The organism is Mycobacterium sp. E1386, assembly GCF_001672745.1.
GTDB lineage: Bacteria > Actinomycetota > Actinomycetes > Mycobacteriales > Mycobacteriaceae > Mycobacterium.
On record NZ_LZKH01000006.1, the window covers coordinates 1 to 22,660 of the forward strand.

Annotated in this window: 20 protein-coding genes and 1 riboswitch; of the genes, 12 read left to right on the forward strand and 8 right to left on the reverse strand. The window is 68.1% G+C overall.

Going from position 1 to position 22,660, the window contains the following annotated elements:
• Both A5709_RS00155 and A5709_RS00160 read right to left on the reverse strand, forming a co-directional pair.
• Positions 1 to 1,831: CoA transferase (locus A5709_RS00155; protein ID WP_068117100.1), on the reverse strand; the 1,831-nt coding region annotated here is incomplete at its 3' end.
• The gene (locus tag A5709_RS00160) at positions 1,828 to 3,297 is read right to left on the reverse strand and encodes an aldehyde dehydrogenase family protein (protein ID WP_068117142.1); all 1,470 of its coding nucleotides are present in this window, start codon (positions 3,295 to 3,297) and stop codon (positions 1,828 to 1,830) included. The genes A5709_RS00160 and A5709_RS00155, both read right to left, overlap by 4 nt.
• Before the next feature lie 199 nt (positions 3,298 to 3,496).
• On the opposite strand from A5709_RS00160, the gene A5709_RS00165 reads away from it, so the two are divergent.
• Genes A5709_RS00165 through A5709_RS00205 form a run of 9 tightly spaced genes read left to right on the forward strand, consistent with a single transcriptional unit; the run spans position 3,497 to position 11,248 of the window.
• On the forward strand, positions 3,497 to 4,672 hold the full coding sequence (locus A5709_RS00165) for a cytochrome P450 (RefSeq protein ID WP_067944010.1): 1,176 nt from the start codon (positions 3,497 to 3,499) through the stop codon (positions 4,670 to 4,672).
• Entirely contained in the window at positions 4,672 to 5,859 is a 1,188-nt protein-coding gene (locus tag A5709_RS00170) for an acyl-CoA dehydrogenase family protein (RefSeq protein WP_068117103.1), read from the forward strand. Before A5709_RS00165 ends, A5709_RS00170 begins: the two co-directional genes overlap by 1 nt.
• 14 nt (positions 5,860 to 5,873) lie before the next feature.
• Positions 5,874 to 6,419: a MaoC family dehydratase N-terminal domain-containing protein gene (locus tag A5709_RS00175; RefSeq protein ID WP_067944006.1), complete on the forward strand. Its 546-nt coding sequence runs from the start codon at positions 5,874 to 5,876 to the stop codon at positions 6,417 to 6,419.
• Entirely contained in the window at positions 6,419 to 6,817 is a 399-nt protein-coding gene (locus tag A5709_RS00180) for a Zn-ribbon domain-containing OB-fold protein (protein ID WP_067944004.1), read from the forward strand. Before A5709_RS00175 ends, A5709_RS00180 begins: the two co-directional genes overlap by 1 nt.
• Before the next feature lie 9 nt (positions 6,818 to 6,826).
• Entirely contained in the window at positions 6,827 to 7,948 is a 1,122-nt protein-coding gene (locus A5709_RS00185) for an acyl-CoA dehydrogenase family protein (protein ID WP_068117106.1), read from the forward strand.
• Positions 7,945 to 8,400: a MaoC family dehydratase gene (locus A5709_RS00190; protein WP_068117108.1), complete on the forward strand. Its 456-nt coding sequence runs from the start codon at positions 7,945 to 7,947 to the stop codon at positions 8,398 to 8,400. The genes A5709_RS00185 and A5709_RS00190 overlap by 4 nt, the downstream gene beginning before the upstream one ends.
• The gene (locus tag A5709_RS00195) at positions 8,397 to 9,566 is read left to right on the forward strand and encodes a lipid-transfer protein (protein ID WP_067943998.1); all 1,170 of its coding nucleotides are present in this window, start codon (positions 8,397 to 8,399) and stop codon (positions 9,564 to 9,566) included. The genes A5709_RS00190 and A5709_RS00195 overlap by 4 nt, the downstream gene beginning before the upstream one ends.
• Before the next feature lie 12 nt (positions 9,567 to 9,578).
• Positions 9,579 to 10,649 carry a zinc-binding dehydrogenase gene (locus tag A5709_RS00200; protein WP_067943996.1) on the forward strand — a complete coding sequence of 357 codons (1,071 nt, stop codon included), beginning with the start codon at positions 9,579 to 9,581 and terminating at the stop codon, positions 10,647 to 10,649.
• Positions 10,646 to 11,248, forward strand: a complete 603-nt coding sequence (locus A5709_RS00205) for a TetR/AcrR family transcriptional regulator (protein WP_068007279.1) — start codon at positions 10,646 to 10,648, stop codon at positions 11,246 to 11,248. Before A5709_RS00200 ends, A5709_RS00205 begins: the two co-directional genes overlap by 4 nt.
• Before the next feature lie 65 nt (positions 11,249 to 11,313).
• Here A5709_RS00205 and A5709_RS00210 read toward each other — a convergent pair whose 3' ends face one another.
• The 3 genes from A5709_RS00210 to pruA all read right to left on the reverse strand — a co-directional run bounded on the left by A5709_RS00210 (position 11,314) and on the right by pruA (position 14,782).
• Positions 11,314 to 12,060 carry an MBL fold metallo-hydrolase gene (locus A5709_RS00210; protein WP_068117111.1) on the reverse strand — a complete coding sequence of 249 codons (747 nt, stop codon included), beginning with the start codon at positions 12,058 to 12,060 and terminating at the stop codon, positions 11,314 to 11,316.
• 125 nt (positions 12,061 to 12,185) lie between these two features.
• Positions 12,186 to 13,151, reverse strand: coding sequence for a proline dehydrogenase family protein (locus A5709_RS00215; RefSeq protein WP_068117113.1), 966 nt, complete (start codon positions 13,149 to 13,151; stop codon positions 12,186 to 12,188).
• The gene (gene pruA / locus A5709_RS00220; protein WP_068117115.1) at positions 13,151 to 14,782 is read right to left on the reverse strand and encodes an L-glutamate gamma-semialdehyde dehydrogenase; all 1,632 of its coding nucleotides are present in this window, start codon (positions 14,780 to 14,782) and stop codon (positions 13,151 to 13,153) included. Before pruA ends, A5709_RS00215 begins: the two co-directional genes overlap by 1 nt.
• Positions 14,783 to 14,863: 81 nt before the next feature.
• On the opposite strand from pruA, the gene A5709_RS00225 reads away from it, so the two are divergent.
• The 3 genes from A5709_RS00225 (at position 14,864) to fadD21 (ending at position 20,323) form a co-directional block, all read left to right on the forward strand.
• Positions 14,864 to 16,450: a CdaR family transcriptional regulator gene (locus tag A5709_RS00225; protein WP_068117118.1), complete on the forward strand. Its 1,587-nt coding sequence runs from the start codon at positions 14,864 to 14,866 to the stop codon at positions 16,448 to 16,450.
• Positions 16,451 to 16,485: 35 nt separating this feature from the next.
• Positions 16,486 to 16,675: riboswitch (cobalamin riboswitch) on the forward strand.
• Between the two features lie 142 nt (positions 16,676 to 16,817).
• The gene (locus tag A5709_RS00230) at positions 16,818 to 18,464 is read left to right on the forward strand and encodes a PPE family protein (protein ID WP_068117121.1); all 1,647 of its coding nucleotides are present in this window, start codon (positions 16,818 to 16,820) and stop codon (positions 18,462 to 18,464) included.
• A gap of 122 nt (positions 18,465 to 18,586) precedes the next feature.
• A complete protein-coding gene (gene fadD21 / locus A5709_RS00235) occupies positions 18,587 to 20,323 on the forward strand; it encodes a fatty-acid--AMP ligase FAAL21/FadD21 (RefSeq protein WP_068117144.1) in 1,737 nt (578 codons plus the stop codon).
• Positions 20,324 to 20,343: 20 nt separating this feature from the next.
• On the opposite strand, the gene A5709_RS00240 is transcribed toward fadD21, so the two are convergent.
• Genes A5709_RS00240 through cysC form a run of 3 tightly spaced genes read right to left on the reverse strand, consistent with a single transcriptional unit; the run spans position 20,344 to position 22,617 of the window.
• On the reverse strand, positions 20,344 to 20,661 hold the full coding sequence (locus A5709_RS00240) for a hypothetical protein (RefSeq protein WP_068117123.1): 318 nt from the start codon (positions 20,659 to 20,661) through the stop codon (positions 20,344 to 20,346).
• On the reverse strand, positions 20,658 to 21,923 hold the full coding sequence (sat, locus tag A5709_RS00245) for a sulfate adenylyltransferase (RefSeq protein ID WP_068117128.1): 1,266 nt from the start codon (positions 21,921 to 21,923) through the stop codon (positions 20,658 to 20,660). The genes A5709_RS00240 and sat overlap by 4 nt, the downstream gene beginning before the upstream one ends.
• A gap of 1 nt (position 21,924) precedes the next feature.
• Positions 21,925 to 22,617: an adenylyl-sulfate kinase gene (cysC, locus tag A5709_RS00250; RefSeq protein WP_067943978.1), complete on the reverse strand. Its 693-nt coding sequence runs from the start codon at positions 22,615 to 22,617 to the stop codon at positions 21,925 to 21,927.
• Positions 22,618 to 22,660: the final 43 nt, after the last annotated feature.

Below are 22,660 nucleotides of genomic sequence, written 5' to 3' on the forward strand. Positions count from 1 at the left end.
GCCTGTTGCCCTCCCGCGGACGCACGACGCCGTTCATCGAGTACTCGATCACCGGTTCGGCGGTCACGCAGGCGGTGACCTCGATCTGGGCGATCTCGATCAACTGCCCCACACCCGTGCGGCTCCTGTGCTCGAGGGCGGCCAGCAGCGCCACCGCCGCGTGCACGCCGACGATGGGATCGGCGGGGCCCTGCGGGTTGCACGGCGGGCCGTCGGGGTAACCGGTCACGGCCGACATTCCCGAGGTCTGTTCGAAGTTCAGCGCCCACCCGACGTAGTCGCGCCACGGGCCCCGCAGGCCGTATCCCGGCATCCGCACAACGATCACGTCGGGGTTCAGCGCCACCAGCGCGTCGTAGTCCAGGCCGAACTGCTCGACCACTCGGGGCGAGAAGTTCTCCACGACCACATCGGCCTCGGCGGCCAACCGCCGGGCGATGTCCAGGCCCCGCTCGGAGGTCAGGTCGAGGGTGAGGTCACGCTTGTTGAGGTTGGTGCCCTGCCAGATGGGGCTGCGTTCGTACCAGTCGTCGCCCTCGTAGGCGAAGGCACCGGAGTAGCGATGCCCGTCCGGTCGCTGGATCGACTCGACCTTGACGATGTCGGCGCCGAACGCGCCCAGGTAGCAGGTTAGATAAGCGCCTGCCCAGAACGTGGTCAGGTCGAGGACGCGCAGTCCGGAAAAGGGCAGCGGCCCCTCGGTCGTATTGAGCGAGCGGGCCGCGGTGGCCCACGGTCCGGCGCCCGCGCCCAGGTTCGGCGCCGGACGGGGTTGGGGCACCGGGGTTTTCGCGAAACGGAACGGCGACCCTGGGCGTTGAAACGACCAGCCGGGCCCGCCGGATGACACGAAGAAACCGCGCGCGGTGTACTGCGGGCAGGCCGACACGGTGGCCCCGTCGTTGACCGGCGCGGCCGGAATGCGCAGGGCCTGAGCGAGTTCCACGATCTCGGCGACGGTCTGCTGGGCGAGCAACGGCTCCGCCATGCGGAAGAACTCATCGCGCTCCGGGCCGCCCATCATGATCGCGATCTGCTGCTCGCCGTACTCGGGCAGACCGAGCATGGCGCACACGTCCAGCCAGTGCTGACCGGTCAGACAGTTGATGCCCACCCAGCCGTCGGCGGCCCGGACGACGCCCAGCATGGGCGCCGACCGCAGGTTCGGCGGCAGGCCAAGGCTTTTCATGCGCTGCGCCATCAGCATCGGATAGGGCAACGTCGACAGCAGCGCCTCCAGCTGGGAGACGTCGACCTCTCTGACCCGGCCCGCGGGCGGCAGCCGCAACGCGGTCAGCGCACCCAGCGCGCCGTAAACACCCGCGACGTACTCGGAGATGCGGGCGCCGACCTGCACCGGTGGGCGGCCCGGGTCCCGGGCGCTGATCCATCCCGAAGCCGCCTGCACGGTCAGGGGTGTGGCTTGCCGCTGCCGCCAGGGTCCGCACTGACCGAATCCAGAGATCCGCAGCAACACCAGGTTTGGGTTCAGCCGGCTCAAGACCTCCGGGCCCAGCCCCCGGCGTTCCAGCATTCCCGGCCCGAAATCCTCGATGACCACGTGCGCCCGCGCGACGAGCTCGCGGGCGGCCGGCTGGGCCAGGTCGATGGCGGCACCGCGCTTCCCGGCGTTGAGGTACTCGAATAACCCGCTGCGCTGGGGGTCGGGGACTCCACCCGGAAACGGACCCCACCGGCGCAACGGATCTCCGGCGGGCGGCTCTATCTTGGTGACCTCGGCTCCGAGGTCCACGAAAAGCTTTGCGGCGTAAGGACCTGAGAGCTCGCCGGCGAGTTCGACGACGTGGAGCCCGGCGAGGGGTCCCGTCATGCCGGGATTCCGATGGCCTTCACTTCCATGTACTGGTGCAGTCCGCTGATTCCGCCACTCTCCCGGCCGAACCCGCTCAGCTTGAAGCCGCCGAACGGCGCATCACCGGGCCCGACGCCGTTGACGGCGACCTGACCGGTGCGCATGCGCCGGGCGACCGAGACGGCCCGGTCGACGTCGGTGCCCCACACGGCGCCGGAAAGCCCGTAGCATGAGTTGTTCGCGATCGCCACGGCGTCGTCGTCGTCGCGGTAGCGCAGCACCGACAGCACGGGCCCGAACACTTCCTCCTGCGCGATCGTCGAATCCGGTTGCACGCCAGTGAGAATCGTCGGTTCGAAGTAGAAGCCGGTCTCCAGGCCGGCCGGGCGGCCGCCGCCGGTCGCCAGCTTCGCTCCATCGTTGACCGCACCGTCGACGTGGGCCTGCACACGCTGGCGTTGCGCCGCGCTGATGAGCGGCCCCATCTCCACCGTCGGGTCCCTGGGGTCCCCGACCTTGACCTCGCGGGCGAGCGCGACGAGCCGGTCGACGACGTCGTCGTGCAAGGAATCGGGAAGCAGCAACCGGCTGTGCAGGATGCAGGCCTGCCCGGCGTGCAACGAGCAGCAATCGAACAGCATCTGACGCAGCATCTCGTCGGTCAGCTGCGTGTCGTCGAGGATGATGCTCGCCGACTTCCCGCCGCACTCCAGCAACAGCCGCTTCATGGCGTCGCCCGCGGCCCGCATGACCTCACACCCGACCACCGAGCTCCCGGTGAAGCTGATCATGTCGATGCGCGGATCCGTCGTGAGCGACTTGGCGGCCTCGAGCCCCGAGGGCGTGACCACATTGACCACGCCCGGCGGAATGTCGGTCTCCTCGTCGATGATGCGCGCCAGCGCCAGGCCCGCGAGCGGCGTCAGCGGCGAGGGCTTGAGCACGACGGTGTTGCCCGCGGCCAGCGCGTTGTTCACCTTCATCACGTTGAGACAGTGCGGGAAGTTCCACGGCGTCAGGATCGATACGACTCCGAGCGGCTCGCGGCGCAGCAACGTCGTCCCGGCGCCGATCCCGGTGACCGGCTCATCGACCAACTTCGTGGCGAGCTGGGCCGCATGCATGGACATGTAGCCGGCGCCGTCGATTTGCATCATGCGCTCGACTGCGACGCAACCCCATTCGACCTGTGACAGCGCGAAGATCTCGTCGGCGTGCTCGAGCAGAGCCCCACCGAGCTGGTTGAGGCAGCCGGCCCGCTCGTCGGGGCCCATGCGGCCCCACGGCCCGCTGTCGAACGCCCGGCGCGCGGCCTCGATCGCCGCGCCCACCTGGGCGACGCTGGCGTCCGGCGCGGTGCCGATGGACTGCTCGGTGGCCGGGTTGATGTCGTCGTAGCGACCGTCCTCCGGCTCGACCCATCTCCCATCGATGTAGAGCTGGTAGGTGTCGACAAGAGTTCCCGGAGTTTGTAGCTCGGTCATGCGTTTCCTCACCCGAACGTCGGTCATCTAACCACTTGGTGTACACCCATGGCTGAGCGTCGTCAATCACGAAGCATGCGAATTACACGCTATTTCGGCGTATCGCGGCGCTATTGACAGAGATGGACGGCGCGGGGTAGACACAAGGCCGCAAGACACATTGCGTCAATGTGTCGGATTGCCTGCCAGGGAGGTCGCCGTGCGGACCACCTTTCCACTGCATTCCCCCGACTTCTATGCGGGCGATCCGTATCCGGCGTACCGCGAGCTGCGCGCGACCGCGCCGGTGTGCTGGAACGACGTCACCAACTTCTGGGCGCTGCTGAAGTACGAGGACATCCGGTTCGTGTCGACCAACCCGGCCACGTTCACCTCAACCCGGGGCATCACCATCCCCGATCCGCAGATGGGAAACGCGGTGCAGGAGGGCAACCTCATCTTCACCGACCCGCCGCGGCACCGGCAGCTGCGCAAGCTGATCAACTCGGGCTTCACCCGGCGGCGGGTCGCCGTGCTGGAGCCCAAGATCCGCGAGATCGTGCGGGGGATTCTCGACGGCATCGAGCCGGATTCCGTGCACGAGTTCGCCGATGAGATCGCCGCCCCGCTTCCCACCCGGATGATCGCCGAGCTGATCGGTGCCCCGGCGGATGACTGGGAGCAGTTCCGGGCGTGGTCGGACGCGGCCACCGGCACGGCCGACCCCGAGATCGAGCTGGACCCGTTGGTCGCCATGGGGCAGCTCTACGAGTACTTCCAGAAGCTGATCGCCGCCAGGCGCGTGGACGCGCGGGACGACCTGCTGTCGGTGCTGGCCGGCGCGGAGATCGACGGCGTCCGGCTGACCGACGAAGACCTGCTGAATTTCGCCTACCTGCTGCTGGTGGCCGGCAACGAAACCACCCGCAACCTGATCGCGCTGGGCACGCTGGCGTTGATCGCTCACCCCGACCAATGCCGCCTGCTGGCCGACGATCCGACGCTGATCCCGGGCGCCGTCGAGGAGATGCTGCGGTGGACCAGCCCCGTGGTCCACATGGCGCGCACCGCGACGACCGACGTCGAGATCCGCGGCCAGCGGATCGCGGAGGGCGACGTGGTGGTGATGCTCTACGGGTCCGCCAACCGGGACGAGGAGATATTCGGCGCCGACTCCGAGGAGTTCAGGGTTACCCGGCATCCCAACCCGCACATCGCGTTCGGGTGCGGCGAGCATTCCTGTGTGGGTGCGCAATTGGCCCGGCTGGAGGCATGCGTGATGTTCGACGAGCTGCTGCGCCGCTTCCCCAGGCTCGAGCTGGTGGGTGCGGTCGACCGGATGCGCGCCACGATGGTGCCCGGGGTCAAGCGGATGCCGGTACGGCTGGGGGCCTGATGGATTTGGAATACTCGCCCGAGCAGGAGCGGCTGCGCGCCGAGATCCGCGCCGCGCTGGAAGAGGTGATGACACCCGAACGTAGCCTCGCACTCAGCGCGCGCATGGAAGGCGGCCCCGAAGTGCGCGAGTGCGTGCGGGCGCTGGCCGCGGCCGACCTGTTGGGCGTCGGCTGGCCCAAAGAGTATGGCGGACGCGGCTTCTCGGCGATCGAGCAGTTCATCTTCTCCGAGGAGGCACAGCGCGTCAATGCCCCGATCCCGCTGGTGACGCTCAACACCGTCGGGCCGACGCTGATGCAGTGCGGCACCGAGGAACAGAAGCAGAGGTTCCTGCCCGCGATCCTGGACGGCAGCGTCGAATTCGCGATCGGCTACTCCGAGCCCGGAGCCGGAAGCGACCTGGCCTCGCTGCGCACCACCGCGGTACGCGACGGCGACGAATACGTGATCAACGGCCAGAAGATGTTCACCAGCGGCGCCGCCTACGCCGACTACATCTGGCTGGCCGCCCGCACCGATCCCAATGCCAAGAAGCACAAGGGCATTTCCATCCTGATCGTGCCCACCTCGTCGCCCGGGTTCTCCTGGCAGCCGCTGCACACCATGCCGGGCATCTCCACCTTCTATACGTTCTACGACAACGTTCGGGTCCCGGCCAGCGCGCTCGTGGGTGGCGAGAACCAGGGCTGGCAGCTGATCACCACGCAGTTGAACTTCGAGCGGGCGGCCCTGGGCAACCTTGGCGCGCTCGAGCCGCTGTTCGAGAAGACGCTGGAGTGGGCCGCGGTCGCCGAGCTCGATGGTGGGCGCGTCATCGACCAGCCGTGGGTGCAGCTCGCTCTGGCCCGGGTTGAGGCCCAGGTCGCGGCGTATAAATTGGTCAATCTGCGGGTGAATGCGGCCATGACGAAGGGCGTGCTCTCGATGGGAGAAGCCTCCGCCGCCAAGGTGTTTGGCACCGAGCTGACCCAGCAGGTCGCCCGCCAGCTGCTGGAAGTGCTCGACCACAACGGGGTACGCCGCGGGACCGACGCGCCGTTAAGGGGTGCGCTGGAAACCGCGTACCGATGGGCGGTCATCAATACGTTCGGTGGCGGCGCCAACGAAATTCAGCGTGACATCATTGCCATGGCCGGACTGGGCATGCCGCGCGCTCCCCGTGACCTTCGCGCCACCGCAACATAGGAGGACAGCCGTCAGTGACCGACTCAGAAACCGTCAGCGCCAAGGTTAAGGCCCTCGTCGGCCGGCCGACCGGCGGCACCGGAAAGCCCTCGCTGGCCCCGGATCCGGTCAACCAGCCGATGATCCGGCATTGGGCGTATGCGATGGCCGACATGAACCCCGTCTACCTGGATCCGGAGTTCGCCGAGAGGTCGCGGTTCGGCGGCATCGTGTCGCCGCCGGTGATGCTGCAGACCTGGACGATGCCGTCGCCGCTCCTGGAGGGCATCGGCGAGCGGGGTGGCGCGCCCATCGAGATCAAAAGCAACCCAACGGCGTTCCTCGACGAGGCGGGCTACACCAGCACGGTGGCGACCAACTCGGAGTTCGAGATCGAGCGCTACCCGCGACTGGGCGACGTCATCAGCGCGACGACGGTGTACGAATCGGTTTCCGAGGAGAAGAAGACGGCGCTGGGCACCGGATTCTTTCTGACCTGGCTGACGACCTACACCGACCAGAACGGCGAGGTGCTGGGAAGGCAGCGATTCCGGGTGCTGCGATTCAGGCCGGAGCGCTGATGGCGACCCGACTGGCCCCGGCCATCACCCCGGACACCGAGTTCTTCTGGAACGGACTGCGGGACAACAAACTCCTGATCCAGCGCTGCGGCGGATGCGGGCAGCTGCGCCACCCGCCGCGCCCGATGTGCCCACACTGCCGTTCCCTGGACTGGGGCACCGTCGAGTCGTCGGGCCGCGGCACGGTGTACAGCTACGTGATGCCACACGAGCCGAAGTTCCCGTTCTTCGAGTATCCATACGTCGTCGTGCTGGTGGAGCTCGAGGAGGGCGTGCGGCTGGTATCGAACCTGACCGGCATCGACCCGGCCGATCTCAGGACCGGGATGCCGGTCGAGGTGTACTACCAGAGTTTCGACAACGACCTGGTGCTGCATCAGTTCCGGCCGGCCACCTAGGCGGGAACCATGGATTTCACGTTCACCGAAGAGCAGGAGACCATCTCCAAGCTCGCCCGCGACCTCCTCGAGCGACGCGCCACGCCGGAGCGCCTGACCGAGTTGGAAGCCGGCGACGTTCGCTTCGACGACGCACTGTGGCAAGAGCTGGCGGGCACCGACCTGCTGGGCACCGCGCTGCCGGAGTCGGTGGGCGGTAACGGCGGCGGCTTCGTCGAGCTCGGCGTGCTGCTGGCCGAGGTGGGCTGGGCGGTTGCTCCGGTGCCGGCCTACGCGACGCTGACGCTGGGGGCCGACCCCATCGCTCGGCACGGCAATTCCGAACAGCAGCAACGCTTTCTGCCGGGCGTCGTCGCCGGAAGCCGCATCCTGACCGCGGGGCTGGCCGAGCCGGGCCGCTCCGACGCAGCGACTCCCGCCACCACCGCGCGACGCGACGGCGGCAATTGGCGGATCGACGGCGCCAAGGAGTTGGTTCCGGCCGCCCAACTCGCCGACACCCTGTTGATCCCTGCCTCGATGGACGGCGGTGAGGCCGGCTTGTTCCTGGTGGCGGCCGACGCCAACGGCGTCGAGATCCGGCCTGCGACGACCACCAACCGCGAACCGCACGCGGACGTATATCTGGATGGCGCAACCGTTTCGGACGCCGACCTGATCGTCGGGCCAGACGTGATCGAGTCGCTGCACACGCGCGCACTGGTCGGACTGTGCGCGATTCAGCTCGGTGTCGCGGAGCGAGCCCTGCGGATCGCGGCCGAATACACAACGGGGCGCGAACAATTCGGCCGGCCCATCGGCAGCTTCCAAGCCGTGCAGCAGCGCATGGCCGACGCGTTCATCGACGTCGAGGCGATCCGGTGGACAACGTGGCACGCGGCGTGGCTGATCGCGCACGGGCGGTCCTTGAAGGAGGCCGGCCGCGCCGCCCGGATCGCGAAGTTCTGGGCCGCCGAGGCCGGCGCCCGCGTCGCTGCCACCGCCCAGCACGTCCATGGCGGCATCGGGATCGACACCACCTATCCCCTGCACCGCTATTTCCTGTGGGCCAAGCACAACGAGCTCATGCTCGGCCCGGCTACCGCGCAGCTGGCCCACCTCGGCGCAACATATTCGGAAGGACTCCTATGACGACAACCGCGAGCCGCACCACCACCCTGCGCTGGGCCGACATCTCCGTCGGGGACGAGGTCACCCCGCTCGAGATCCCCATCACCACAACGATGATCGTCGCCGGGGCGATCGCCACCCGCGACTTCATGCCCGTGCACCACGACCGCGACTACGCCAACAAGCAGGGCTCGCCGAACCTTTTCATGAACATCCTCACCACCAACGGCTACTGCGTGCGGTTTCTCACCGACTGGGCAGGACCGGAGGCGATGGTCAAGAAGCTGTCGATTCGCCTTGGCGTGCCGTGCTTTCCGGATGATCCGCTGCGCTTCACCGGCAGCGTCACCGGGAAGATCGAAGGCACGCAGGGTGAGAACTTCGTCGAGGTGACGTTCAAGGGCTCCAACAGCCTCGGCGATCACGTCTCGGGCACCGCGATCCTCAGCCTGCTCGACGAGGCGGCCGGGTGAGCGGCTCCCTGCCCGGCGCCGCGGCCATCGTCGGGATCGGGCAGACCGAGTTCTCGAAGGAATCCGGCCGCAGCGAACTGCAATTGGCGTGCGAGGCGGTCAGCGCCGCGCTCGACGATGCCGGCCTGACACCCAGCGACGTCGACGGCATGGTCACCTTCACCATGGACTCCAGCGACGAGATCGAGATCGCGCGCAACGTCGGCATCGGCGACCTGAGCTTCTTCTCCCGTGTGCACCACGGCGGCGGGGCCGCCGCCGGCACCGTCGTGCATGCCGCGATGGCCGTCGCGACTGGCGTCGCCGACGTGGTGGTGTGCTGGCGCGCCTTCAACGAACGCTCCGGCATGCGGTTCGGCGGCAGCGGTCGCACCGACCTGGGCACGCCGTTGTTCATGGCGCACTACGCGCCGTTCGGCTTGCTCACTCCCGCGGCGTGGGTCGCGATGCACGCCCAGCGCTACATGTCGACCTACGGCGTCACCAACGAGGACTTCGGCCGCATCGCCGTCGTCGACCGCACGCACGCCGCCCGCAATCCCGATGCCTGGTTCTACCAGCGCCCGATCACGCTGGAAGACCACCAGAATTCGCGTTGGATCGTCGAACCGGTGCTGCGCCTACTGGATTGCTGCCAGGAAAGCGACGGCGGGGTCGCGCTCGTGGTCACCAGCGCCGAGCGGGCCCGCGACTTGCGGCAGCCGCCGGCGATCATCACCGCGGCTGCCCAGGGCGCGGCCGCCAACGGCGAGATGATGACCAGCTACTACCGCGACGACATCACCGGCCTGCCGGAGATGGGCGTGGTCGCCAACAGGCTGTGGCGCGATTCTGGGCTCAAGCCGCAGGACATCCAAACCGCCTTCATCTATGACCATTTCACGCCGTTCGTGTTCACCCAACTCGAAGAACTCGGGTTCTGCGGGCGCGGTGAGGCGAAGGATTTCGCCACCGTCGAGCGGCTCTCGCTGGGTGGGGAGTTCCCGATCAACACCAACGGCGGCCTGCTGGGCGAGGCCTACATCCACGGCATGAACGGGATCACCGAGGGGGTGCGCCAGGTGCGCGGCACGTCGTACAACCAGGTCGAGGGCGTCGAGCACGTCCTGGTCACGTCGGGCACCGGGGTACCCACCAGTGGGCTGATCCTGGCGCCCGCCAGCTAAGGGGGAGCCACCATGCCGAAGCTCGCACTGCTGACCGCGCACGGCGGGCCCATCGAGCTGGCCGAGTTTCCGTTGACTCCGCCGGCACCCGGCACCGCGGCGCTCAAGTTGCGGATGGCCGGCATCTGCGGGTCCGACCTGCACATCTTCCGTGGCGAACTGCCGTTGCCGTGCCCGTTTGCCATGGGGCACGAAATGGTCGGCGAGATAGCCGAACTGGGCGAGGGCCTGACCGCCGACGCGACCGGCAGGCCGCTGGCCGTCGGGGATCGCGTGGTGACACCGTACTTTTGGTTCTGCGGCCAGTGTCACGCCTGCGCGCGCGGCCGTTCCTATGCGTGCCAGAACCTGATGGCCGGCGAATACCGGACGCACGATCGGGAGCCGCACTTCGTCGCCGCCTATGGGGAGTATTACTACACCAGTCGGCGCCAGCCGCTGTACAAGGTGCCCGAGGAGCTGCCCGACACAGCCGTCGCCCCGCTGAATTGCGCTCTGGCGCAGGTGCTCTTCGCGCTGCGGGATGTGCGGCTTGGCGACACGGTGGTCATCCAGGGTGCGGGCGGGCTCGGCATCAACGCCGCTGCCGTGGCCCGCACCGCGGGGGCCGCGGAGGTCATCGTCATCGACAAGATCGCCGAACGGCTGGATGTCGCGGCCGATTTCGGCGCCACGCACTGCATCGACGCGAGTGCGGTCTCGACGGCGGAGGTCACCGAGCAGGTCCGCGCGCGCACCGAAGGCATCGGCGCCGACTGGGTGCTCGAGGTCGTCGGGGTGCCCGGCGTCATTCCTGAGGGGATCGGCTTCCTCAACAACGGCGGCACGCTCCTAGAGGTCGGCAACGTCGGGATGGGGCGGACCTTCGAGCTGGACCCGAGCGCGCTGGTCTATGGCAACAAATCCGTGCGCGGCGTCATGTTCTACGAGCCCGTGACGTTGGCGATAGGCTTGAAGTTCCTGCAGCACACCCGCTTTCCATTCGACCGCCTGATGCCCGATCCGTTCCATCTGGCCGACGTCAACGCCGCCTTCGCGTCGGCCAACGGTGGGCTGGTGCCCAGGGGCGCGTTGGTGCCATGACGACTCAAGCGGCCCAGGCCATCGACACGCGCGAGGTGATCGTGGAATCCGCGTACGCCTGCTTCCGCAAGCAGGGATTGCAGAAGGCGACGATCGTCGACATCGCCCGGACCGCCGGGGTGTCCCGAAGCACCATCTACGAGTACTTCAGCGACAAGGGCGCCATCATCGAGGCGTGCGCGGAACACGCTTCCGAGCGGTTCTATCGCGAGATGTCCAGGGCGATGGACCGGGGTGGTTCGCTCGAGGAAAAGCTAAGTCAGGCAGCCGTTTTCGTGACGCAGGCGCGGCGGTCCATCGCGTCCGAGAAGTACTTCGACGAGGACGCGGTCAGCTTGTTGCTCACCAAGGATGCCGCCGTATTGCTGCGCGAATGCGTCGACTTCTTCGCGCCGTACCTGTCGGCCGCCCGCCTCACCGGCGAGGTGCGCAAGGACCTCGACGTCGAGGCCGCCGCCGAGTGGTTTGCCCGCATCCTGTTCTCGCTCTTCAGCACGCCCTCCCCGATGCGGGACATGGACGATCCCGAGGTGGCGGCGGAGTTCGTGCGCGCGCACGTGGTGCGCGGCTTCGCGGGCGACCGCCCGCGGCGGCGTTGAGTGTGCGCCCAGGGCGGGAATGGTCGGCGTGTCACCGCCCAGGGCTCACACTCAAAGCCGTGATGTCAACGGCGTTGCCCGGGCCACACGGCTTCGGCGACGTGAACCGGTCGGCCATGGCCGGGTAGTAGGTGTGCCACCGGTAGCCCTTCGAGACGCCTTCGCGTGGCAGCGGCGCTTGCAGTGTCGACGATCTCCGGCGTGTGCCAAACCTTGCCGCGAGCGGTCAGCACGGCGTCGCCGGAAAGCAGCGTCCGCGTTGTCGGGTTCCACAGCGCGATGCTGTCGTCGGTGTGTCCGCCCGCGTTGATGACGGTCCAATCCGGTGCGCTGGGCAGCGCCTGGCCGTCGGTCAGTCCCCCGTCGGGGGGCGGACCGGTCCAGCGCATGCCGGCCGGGGTGCCGTATCCCGCCACCCGCGCGCCGCTCAGCAGCCCCGCCGCGCCGACTCGATCAAAGGGCTGATCGAACAAGGTGGGCCAGATACGTGCGGCGCGGGCCGGGGTCGGCGTGCGCGGCTTCGCCCCGTCGAGGTAGGTGAGTGTGCGGGCGGGCAACCAGATTGGCGCGGGATAGCGGGCGGTCAATTCGGCCGCGCCGGCGACATGGTCGCTGTGCCCATGAGTCGCGACCACGGCATGGACGCTGCCGCCGAGATGACCCAGAACGGCCGCCAGATCGCTGGCGACCCGCGGCAATCCGGCGTCGACGACCACCGCGCCGTCACCGCCGTGCAGGACATAACAGTTGAAGACCCAGCGCGAGACCCGGGTGATACCGAGATCGGGCATCTCCTCGATGACCAGGCTCATGGCCGAGAGGTTACGCCTGGGTGTGGTGATTGACCGGAGCATCCGTGGGCTTGAGTGTGCGGCCAGGGCGGAGGCTGCCGGCGTGTCGCCGCCGTGGGCGCACACGCAAAGCCGTGAGCGCACACTCAATGACCGCGCTGGGCCAGCGCGCGCAAGAAGAACGTCAGGTTGGCGGGCCGCTCGGCCAGCCGGCGCATGAAGTAGCCGTACCACTGGGTGCCGAACGGCACGTAGACACGCACCTGGTTTCCCGCTTCCGCCAGCCGACGCTGCTCGATATCGCGGATGCCGTACAGCATCTGATACTCGAAATCGGCCGCCCCGCGGCCCGCTTCGCGTGCCAGCGCGGGGACGGCATCGATGATCGCCGGGTCGTGGCTGGCCACCATCGGGTAGCCCGAGCCGGCCATCAACACCCGCAAGGAGCGCAAATATGCGTCGGTCACCGCGTCGGGGTCGCGGTAGGCCACCGAGGCCGGTTCGTCGTAGGCGCCCTTGCACAGCCGGATCCGGGCCCCGGCCGCCGCGAGTTCCGCACAGTCGCCGAGCGTGCGCCGCAGGTAGGCCTGCAAAGCCACACCCAGCCAAGGGAATTCGCCCCGCAGCTCGCGCACGATCGCCAGCGTCGAGTCCGTGGTCGTGTGGTCTTCGGCGTCCACCGTGACCCACACGCCGGCCCGCTGCGCCGCTTCGCAGATCGTGAAGGCGTTTTGCCGGGCGATCTTCTCACCGTCGCGATCCAGCGACTGCCCCAAGGCCGACAGCTTCAGCGACACCTCCAGCGGCCGCGCGGCGTGGGCGTCGGAGCCGAAGCCCGCCAGGTGCTCGATCAGGTCCAGGTAAACGCGCACCGCCGCGCCGGCGTCGTCGGCGGCCGTGACGTCTTCACCCAGGTAGTCGACGCTGACGTAGCGACCCGAAGAGCGAAGGGCCGCAACACTATGCAGCGCGCTGTCGATCGTCTCGCCTGGCACGAAGCGGTGCACCACGCGACGGGTGACCGGCAGCCCTTCGGCGGCCCGGCGCAACGCCGGTCGCCGGCTGGCGGCCATGATCGCGGGCCGAATGGTGCTGGCGAACACCCCGGCCATCAGTCGGCCGCCATGTGCGGGTAGGTGTGGTGGGTCGCCGGGACGAACGTCTCCTTGATGGTGCGGGCCGACGTCCACCGCAACAAGTTCAGCACCGAACCGGCCTTGTCGTTGGTGCCCGAGCCGCGCGATCCCCCGAACGGCTGGCGCCCGACGACCGCGCCGGTCGGCTTGTCGTTGACGTAGAAATTCCCGGCGGCGAACCGCAGCCGCTCCTGGGCGGTCAGCACTGCCTCGCGGTCGTCGGCGATGACCGCGCCGGTCAGCGCGTACCGCGACCCGGTGTCGATCACGTCCAGGATCCGTTCGTAGTCGTCGTCGGGGTACACGTGCACCGACAGCAGCGGACCGAAGTACTCGGTGGCAAACGCTTCGTCGGTCGGGTCGTCGGAGAGCAACACCGTGGGGCGCACGAAATAGCCGACGCTGTCGTCGTATTCGCCGCCGACTGCGATGGTGACATGGGCCGCGCTCTTCGCCCGCTCGAGGGCGTCGACGTTCTTGATGAACGCGCGCCGGTCGATCAGCGCGCCGCCGTAGTTGGTCAGGTCGGTGACGTCGCCGTAGCGCAGCGCGGCGGTCTGGCCCAGGAAGTCGTCGCCCATCCGCCGCCACACCGAATTCGGGACGAACGCCCGCGACGCCGCCGAGCATTTCTGCCCCTGGTAGTCGAACGCGCCGCGAATCAGCGCGGTGCGCAGCACATCCGGCCGCGCCGAGGCATGCGCCACCACGAAGTCTTTGCCACCGGTTTCGCCGACCAGCCGCGGATAGCTTTGGTAACGGCCGATATTGGCGCCCACCTGCTGCCAAAGGTGCTGGAAGGTGGCCGTCGACCCGGTGAAGTGGATGCCGGCCAGCCGCGGGTCGGCCAGCGCCACGTCGGACACCGCGAAGCCGTCGCCGGTGACGAGGTTGATCACACCGGGCGGCAGCCCCGCGGCCTCCAGCAGCCGCATGGTCAGATAGGCCGACAGGGTCTGGGTGATCGACGGCTTCCACACGACGGTGTTGCCCATCAGCGCGGGCGCGGTCGGCAGGTTTCCGGCAATCGAGGTGAAGTTGAACGGCGTGATCGCATAGACGAATCCGTCCAGCGGGCGGTAGTCGCTGCGATTCCACTCCCCGGGTCCGCTGATCGGCTGCTGTGCCAGGATCTGACGCGCGAACGCCACGTTGAACCGCCAGAAGTCGATCTGCTCGCAGGGCGAGTCGATCTCGGCCTGGTAGACGGACTTGGATTGGCCCAGCATCGTCGCGGCGGCGATCTTCTCCCGCCAGGGCCCGGCGAGCAGGTCGGCGGCCCGCAAGAAGACGGCCGCGCGCTCGTCGAACGGCATCGCCGCCCACGCCGTTTTCGCGGCCATCGCGGCGTCGATGGCCGTGACCGCGTCGGCGTGGACGGCGTTCGTCAGAGTGCCCAGCGTGGCGGCATGCCGGTGCGGCTGGACGACGTCGATGCGTTCCCCGTCGCCCATCCGGTGCGTACCGCCGATGACGTGCGGGAGGTCGATGGGGCGCTCGGCGAGCGCTGCCAGTTCGGCGCGCAGCCGGCCGCGTTCCGGAGAGTGCGGCGCGTAGTCGTGGACCGGCTCGTTGGCCGGCAGCGGCACCTGGGTTATCGCGTCCATGCTGCCAGGATCCTCGCCGCGGGCGCCCCCGGAGTTAGCCGATCGGACAGGATAGTGGTCGGCTGGTAGTACGATCGAACAATGGCCGGTGTGGGGCTTGGTCAGCTGTTGCTCGCGCTGGACGCGACCCTGGTCCGCCTGGTGGAAGCGCCGCGAGGCCTGGACCTTTCGGTGGGCTCGGCGGCGTTGATCGACAGCGACGACGTGCGGCTTGGGCTGGCGGCGGCCGCGAGCTCGGCCGACGTGTTCTTCCTGCTGGGCGTGGCCGACGACGAGGCGCTGCGGTGGATGGACAAGCAGGCCCGCGAGCGCATCCCGGTGGCGATCTTCGCCAAGGAGCCGTCCACCGCGTTGGTGAGCGCGGCAGTCGGCACGGGGTCGGCGGTGGTCGCCGTCGAGCCGCGGGCCCGCTGGGAACGGCTCTACCAGTTGGTCAACCACGTGCTGGAGCATCACGGGGACCGCGCCGACGCGACGGAGGACTCGGGCACCGACCTGTTCGGCTTGGCGCAGTCGCTCGCCGACCGCATCCACGGCATGGTCAGCATCGAAAACGCCCAATCGCACGTGCTGGCGTATTCGGCGTCCAACGACGAAGCGGACGAGCTGCGCCGCCTTTCCATCCTCGGCCGGGCAGGGCCGCCCGAACACCTCGAATGGATCGGCCAGTGGGGCATTTTCGACGCGCTGCGCGCGAGCGACGAAGTGGTGCGCGTCGCCGAGCGTCCCGAATTGGGCCTGCGCCCGCGGCTGGCGGTCGGGATCTATCAGGAGGTCGATGCGCGGCGGCCGCCGGCGTTCGCCGGAACCATCTGGGTTCAGCAGGGCGCACGACCGCTGGCCGCCGACGCCGAGGAGATCTTGCGGGGCGCGGCCGTACTGGCCGGGCGCATCATGGCGCGACTTGCGGCCCGCCCCTCCACGCACGCGCGGCGGGTGCAGCAGCTGCTGGGCCTGACCGACGGCGAGCCCGACGTGGCCGCCGTCGCCCGCGAACTCGGCCTCGCCACCGACGGGAACGCGGCGCTGATCGGCTGGGACGCCTCGGACACCGCGGGCGCACCCCGTCCGGCCCGATTGGCCGACGTAATGGCGCTGAGCGCCAGCGCTTTTCGGCGGGATGCCCAGCTCGCCTTACGGGGATCGCGAATCTATGTGCTGCTGCCCCAGACGCAAACCCGCTCGGTCACCTCGTGGGTCCGCGGCACGATCGCGGCGATGCGCAGCGAACTCGGGGTGCAGCTGCGGGCCGCCATCGCCGCCCCCGTCGCCGGCCTCGCCGGCATTGCCGCCGCCCGCGCCGAGGTGGACCGGGTGCTCGACAGCGCTGCGCGCCATCCGATTTCGATCCCGCAAGTGACGTCGCTGGCCGAGGCGCGCACCACCGTCCTGCTCGATGAAATCCTCGCTTTGGTTGGGCGTGAGGAGCGATCGGTCGATCCGCGGATCGTCGACCTGCGCGCCCAAGAGCCGGTCCTGGCCGCGACGCTGCGGGTGTATCTGGACAGCTTCGGCGACGTCGCCGCCGCCGCGCAGTCGCTACACGTTCACCCCAACACGGTTCGCTACCGCGTCCGGCGTGTCGAGAAATTGTTGACGACGTCCTTGGCCGATCCCGAGGTGCGGCTGCTGTTTTCGCTGAGCCTGCGGGTCCTGGAGAACCGGTGACACCGTCGGCGGCGAGAGCTTCGGGTGATTTGCTGGCTTTTGGACACAACGGATGTAACAATGCCAGCCGTAAGGTGATGACGATGCAGGAAGCCGGTGCGAATCCGGCGCGGTCCCGCCACTGTCATCGGGGAGCGACCCTCAACGGCCACGGCTGACAAGCTGGAAGGCGAGGCGAGCGGCGATCCGAGAGCCAGGACACTCGCGTCATTGCGTCCTGCGACCCGGGGCGGAGCACCCCGAGAGAGCTGTCAACGTCCATGTCACGTTTTGCATGGGTGGCCGTTGTCGTTGCCACCAACCTTCCCATCTTCTCTGAAAGATCGAGCAATGCAAGGATTTTCGTCAGCACCGCGGCGGTCGGTCGATGACCGCGCCCATCTGGATGGCCTCGCCACCGGAGGTGCATTCTGCGTTGCTCAGCAGCGGGCCGGGGCCCGGACCGCTGCTGGCCGCAGCGGCGACGTGGGGCTCGCTGAGCGCCGAGTACGCGGAGGCCGCAGACGAGCTGGCCGCGCTGTTGGGCGCGATTGAGTCCGGAACCTGGGACGGCCCGACCGCGCAGGTATACGTGACCGCGCACGCGCCTTATCTGGCATGGCTGGTGCGGGCAAGCGCCGACAGCGCCGCCGTGGCCGCCCAGCAGGAAACCGCGGCCACCGCCTACTCGGCCGCGCTGGCGGCCATACCGACGCTTTCCGAGCTGGCCGCCAACCGTGCCACCCACGCCGCCCTGGTGGCGACGAATTTTCTTGGCCTGAATACCATTCCGATCGCGCTCAACGAGGCCGACTATGCGCGCATGTGGGTCCAGGCCGCCACCGTGATGACCACCTATCAGGGTGTTGCCACCGCCGCGGTGGCCGCTGCACCGCTAACGGAACCTGCGCCGCAGGTCATGACGGCCGACGCCCTGGCGGCCGCTTCCGTCGCGCCGGCGTCGCCGCCCGACCGGCAGGACGCGGTGCTGGACTGGTTGCGGCGCATCGGCTTCGTCGACTTCTACAACAGGTTCATCCAGCCGTTGATAGACCAACTGATGAACAACCCGTTCTTCCAGGCGCTGTTCTCCGGATTCGATCCGTGGTTGCCCGTCCTCGGGAATCCGCTGAGCTTTCTCAACCCGTTCAATATCGCGTTCGCCCTTGGCTATCCGATGGATTTCGGTTCGTACTTCGCCTATCTGGCGCAAACCTTCTCCTTCATCGCGGCCGACCTTGCGGCGGCATTCGCCTCCGGCAATCCCGCGACCATCGCGTGGACCCTGTTGTTCACCGCCGTCGAAGCCATCGGGACGATCATCACCGATACCATCGCGCTGCTGAAGACGTTCCTCGAGCAGATGATCGTGCTGATCCCGGTGATTCTCCCGCTGCTGACGGTCTCGGTGATTCCGCTGGTGGTGCCCACGCTGGTGGGGGGGCTCGCGGGCTTGACGGGTCTGGCCGGGCTGCATGCCATCCCGGTGGTGCCAATCGTGCCGGCCCCTTCGTTCGTTCCCGCCGCGCTGGCGCCTACCCCACCCGCCGCGCCGGCGCCGGCGCCGGCGCCCGCACCAACCCCCACAGCCGCGCCCGCAGCGGCGCCCGCGCCGCCCTCGCACGGTGGGCCGCCACCCGCACCGTCGGGACCACCGGTGGCAACGATGCAGGGTCTCGCCTACCTGGTCGGTGGCCTGACGGCTGACGTTCGGAGGCCGGCGAGCGCCAGCGCGCGTGCGACGAAGGCGCCGGAGCCCGACCATGCCGAATCTTTCGCAGCGGTGCAGCCCGAGGAGCACCGTTCGCACGGGCGGCGCCAGCGGGCGAAGGCCACCCAATTCGGTCGCCGCTACGAATACCTGGACGCGGAGCCGACAGCCTCGGCCGGGGGCGCGACAGCCCTGGGGTTCGCCGGAACCGCACCGGTGCGGTCCGCTACCACACCGGCGGGATTGACGGCCTTCACCGATGACGCGTTCGGCGGGAGCACGCGCGCGCCGATGCTGCCAAGCACGTGGGGCGCCGAACCCTGATCGGACTGCGCTGCAGCGCCTTTCGTGTGGTCGCGCAGGATCGCCCCGATGTCCGCAGCTGGCCGGAGCGGAAAACGAACGACCGCGATGCGGAACCGCCGCCAGGCGGTAACCTAACGGCCATGCCGAACGCGTCCGTGGTCTCGCTGCTGCGGGAACGCGCGGGCCTGCAGCCCGACGACGTGGCTTTCCGGTACACCGACTATGAGCAGGATTGGGCCGGCGTCACCGAGACGTGGACGTGGGCACAGCTTTACCAGCGCACCCTGAACGTCGCGCACGAGGCCAAGCGGCACGGCGCCGTCGGGGATAGGGCCGTAATCGTCGCTCCCCAGGGGCTGGCTTATATCGCGGCGTTTCTCGGGGCGATGCAGGCCGGTTTCATCGCGGTGCCGCTGTCGGTACCGGCGGCCGGTTCGCACGACGAACGGGTGAGCGCCGTCCTTGCCGACACCACGCCCACCGTCGTCCTCACCACGTCCGCGGTCGCCGGAACCGTCACCGAATACCTCGAGCGGCCGGGCCCGGCCCGCGCGCCGGCCGTCATCGAGGTCGACGCACTGGATTTGGACGCGAGCGCGTCGAGCATCCGGATCAGCGGTGCCCCCGACACGGCCTACCTGCAATACACGTCGGGATCGACCCGGCTTCCCGCCGGCGTGATGATCTCGCACCGGAACCTTCAGGTGAACTTCCGGCAGCTGATGGCCGACTACTTCGCGGAGGGCAACGGCGTGCCGCCGCGCGACACGGCCGTGGTGTCGTGGCTGCCCTTCTACCACGACATGGGCTTCGTGCTCGGCGTCATCGCGCCGATCCTGGGCGGCTATCGCGGTGACCTGACAAGTCCGGTCGCGTTCCTGCAGCGGCCGGCGCGGTGGATCCATGCGATGGCGAACGCCGGCCCGGTGATGTCGGCGGCGCCCAACTTCGCTTTCGAGTTGGCCGCCCGCAAGACATCGGATTCCGATTTGGAAGACGTCGATCTGGGCAACGTGCTGGGCATCGTGAGCGGTGCCGAGCGCATCCATCCCGCCACGCTGGATCGCTTCTCGAAACGGTTCGCCCCGTACAACTTTCGCCAAGACATGATGCGCCCCTCCTACGGGCTGGCCGAGGCGACCGTCTACGTCGCCAGCCGCACCGTGAGCGCGGCCCCCAAGGTCGTGCACTTCGAACCCGGGAAGCTGTCCGAGGGCACCGCGGAACGGTGTTCGGAGGGAACCGGCTCCCCGCTGCTCAGCTACGGCATGCCGAAGTCGCCTTCCGTGCGGATCGTGGACCCCGACACCGGCAGGGAATGCCCGGCGGGAACGGTCGGCGAGATCTGGGTCCACGGCGAGAATGTGGCCGGCGGGTACTGGCAGAAGCCGGCGGAGACCGAGCGCACCTTCGGCGGCATTCTGGCCGGCCCGTCGCCGGGCACGCCGGAAGGGCCATGGCTGCGCACCGGCGACCTCGGCTTCGTCTCCGAGGGCGAGCTGTTCATCGTGGGCCGCATGAAGGATCTGTTGATCGTCTACGGGCGCAACCACTATCCCGAGGACATCGAGTCGACGGTCCAGGGCATTACCGGGGGCCGGGTCGCGGCGATCTCCGTCCCGGTCGACGAGACCGAAAAGCTGGTGACCATCATCGAATTGAAGAAGCGCGACGATTCCGACGATGCGGCGCTGCGTCGGCTCGCCGATGTCAAAAACGATGTCACCGCGGCGATTTCGAGCACGCACGGCCTCAATGTCGCCGACCTCGTCTTGGTGTCACCGGGGTCGATTCCCACCACCACGAGCGGCAAGATCCGGCGGGCCGCCTGTGTCGAGCAGTACCGGCGGCAGGAGTTCACCCGGCTGGACGCCTGAGCGCCTCGCGCTAGTTCCGGCTAGGGTTGCGCTTCGGCAAGGAAGCGGTCCACCACGTCGGGACCGGTGGAGCGCAGCGCGATGGACAACTCCAACAACCTGTCCTTGGCCTTCTTGGGCAGCAACTCGATGGACTTGGTGGTGGCCGAGTCGTACTTGGCCCCCGGGAAGCGTTGCAGCACAATGTCCTTCTGCGTTTCGGTGGTGTAGATCTCTAGGAGCTTCATACCGGCGAAGGCGTCCTTGGCCGAGTCGGCCATTCCGGCGTTCGCCAGCGCCTCGAGCCGTTCCTCGTTGATCCACACGTTGACCTTGATCTGCTTTCCGTCACCGCTCATGAGTCGGCTTCCCCCAACTGGTTCAGCGTGAACACCGGCAGCCTGTCCTTCAGGTAATCCTCGGTGACGAACGGCGAACCCCGCCCGTATTTGGCGGCGGAGTCCAAGACCACCTCGAACACCTCGTGGCGCATGACCTGCTGGGTGGGCTTCACCTCGTCGGTGAGGATGCTTCGGATCAGGCTGCCGCTGAAGCTTTGCGCCTGGGAGTCGTGACCGCACAACGCGGAGTTGGTCACCTCCCGGCATTCCGGGCAGTACCAGTTCTCCCGCAGGAAAACCGGTTTGATGCCCAGCTCCGACCGGTGCTGCTGCAGCAGGTCCTGCGAGTCGTACGGGTGGTAGAAGTCGCCGACGCCGGCGTGGTCGCGTCCGAACATGTGGTGGGTGCAGCCGAGGTTGGTCCGCAGGATCGCGTGGAAGATCGCCTCGCGGGGCCCGGCGTACCGCATGTCCCAGAGCGTGAAGGTGACCTTGTGGACGTCCTCGCGGAAGTACCCGCTCTTCCTCAGCTCGTCCTGCGTCAGCAGGATGGCCTCGTCGATGTAATCCCCCACCCGCTTCTGCCCGATGATGGCGTTGACGAGCACTCCGGTGTTCAGGTTGTCGACGGGCATGTCCTCGTTCGCGGCCAGCCACGCCTGCTTCATCAGCGCCTCGTGCCCGGTGTGGGGAACGTTGCGAGTCTGGTGGGCGACGACGTGCTTCCAGCCTTTTTCTGCGAGCGCGTCGTGGTGCTGCCTGGGCGTCAGCCAAAAGCTCTTGAAAGGCTCGTTGAACACCGGCTCGTTGATGAGCGTGACGTCACCGGCGATGAACCGGTTCGCGTACGCGAGCGTCTTCTTCACGCCCGGGTGCCTGGGATCGGTTGTGCCGTAGGTTTTCTCGGCGAAGCGGTGCAGGTCGTACTCGTAGATCTCGGTGACGTCGAGGATCGCGATGGGTGCATGGAGGTACTCCAGCACGACGCTGCCGCCCTCGTTGACGCCCAGCTTCTCGACGTCGTCGGAGGACAGGTCGAACACGATCGGGATGCTCCACAGCGTTCCGTCCGGGAGCCGCAACTTGTCCAGCGTCCCGTCGACCTCTTGCCGGCCCATGAACCCGGACAGCGGGGTGAAGAATCCGTAGGACAGGCTGATCACTTCATGCGCGGTCGCCTTCGAAATCGGCACGCGCGGCAGGCCTTTGATCTGTCCGGCGGCGCCGTCCGTGGACACTCTTTCCACGATCGGTTTCCCGTTGTGACCGTGATAGTTCATCTCATGACCTCGCTTCGCGGTGGGTGTCGAACCCGCGGGCGGCGGGGGCGGGAATGACGCCCTCCTTCTCGAGGTGCGAGACCACTTCCTCGGCCAGCGTGTCCGCATCCTTTGTGCCACCGTCGAGCCGCAGCTCCGGGCTCAGCGGAGGTTCGTACGGATCGTCGATTCCGGTGAAACCCCGGATCTCACCGGCCCGGGCCTTCTTGTACAAGCCTTTCGGATCACGCTGCTCGCAAATCTCGATCGGCGTATCGATGAAGATCTCCTGGAAATCGCCCTCGGCGAGGGTGGCGCGAACCGCGTCACGATCGTGCCGGTACGGGCTGATGAAGGCGGTCAAGGTGATGACCCCGGCATCGCAGAACAACTTCGCGACCGCTCCGAGGCGCCGGATGTTCTCCTCGCGGTCCTCGGCGGAGAACCCCAGACCGAACCGCTTCGCGAACTCGACTCCGTGGCGCTCTTCGAGGAGAGTCGGGCCGGCGTTGAGCCCGTGGCGGACGTTGTCGCCGTCCAGCAGGTAGCTCCGCACGCCGCGCTCGTAGAGCTTCTGCTCGACGATGTTCGCGACCGTGCTTTTACCGCTGGCGCTCAGCCCGGTGAACCAGATGACGCAGCCCTTGTGGCCGTTGAGCCGCTCGCGGGCCTCGCGAGAGACCTGGTGGTCATGCCAGGTGATGTTGGTGGACATCCTCAGCTCCTCGTCGGATTTGCACGCCTCATCGGTACGTCGC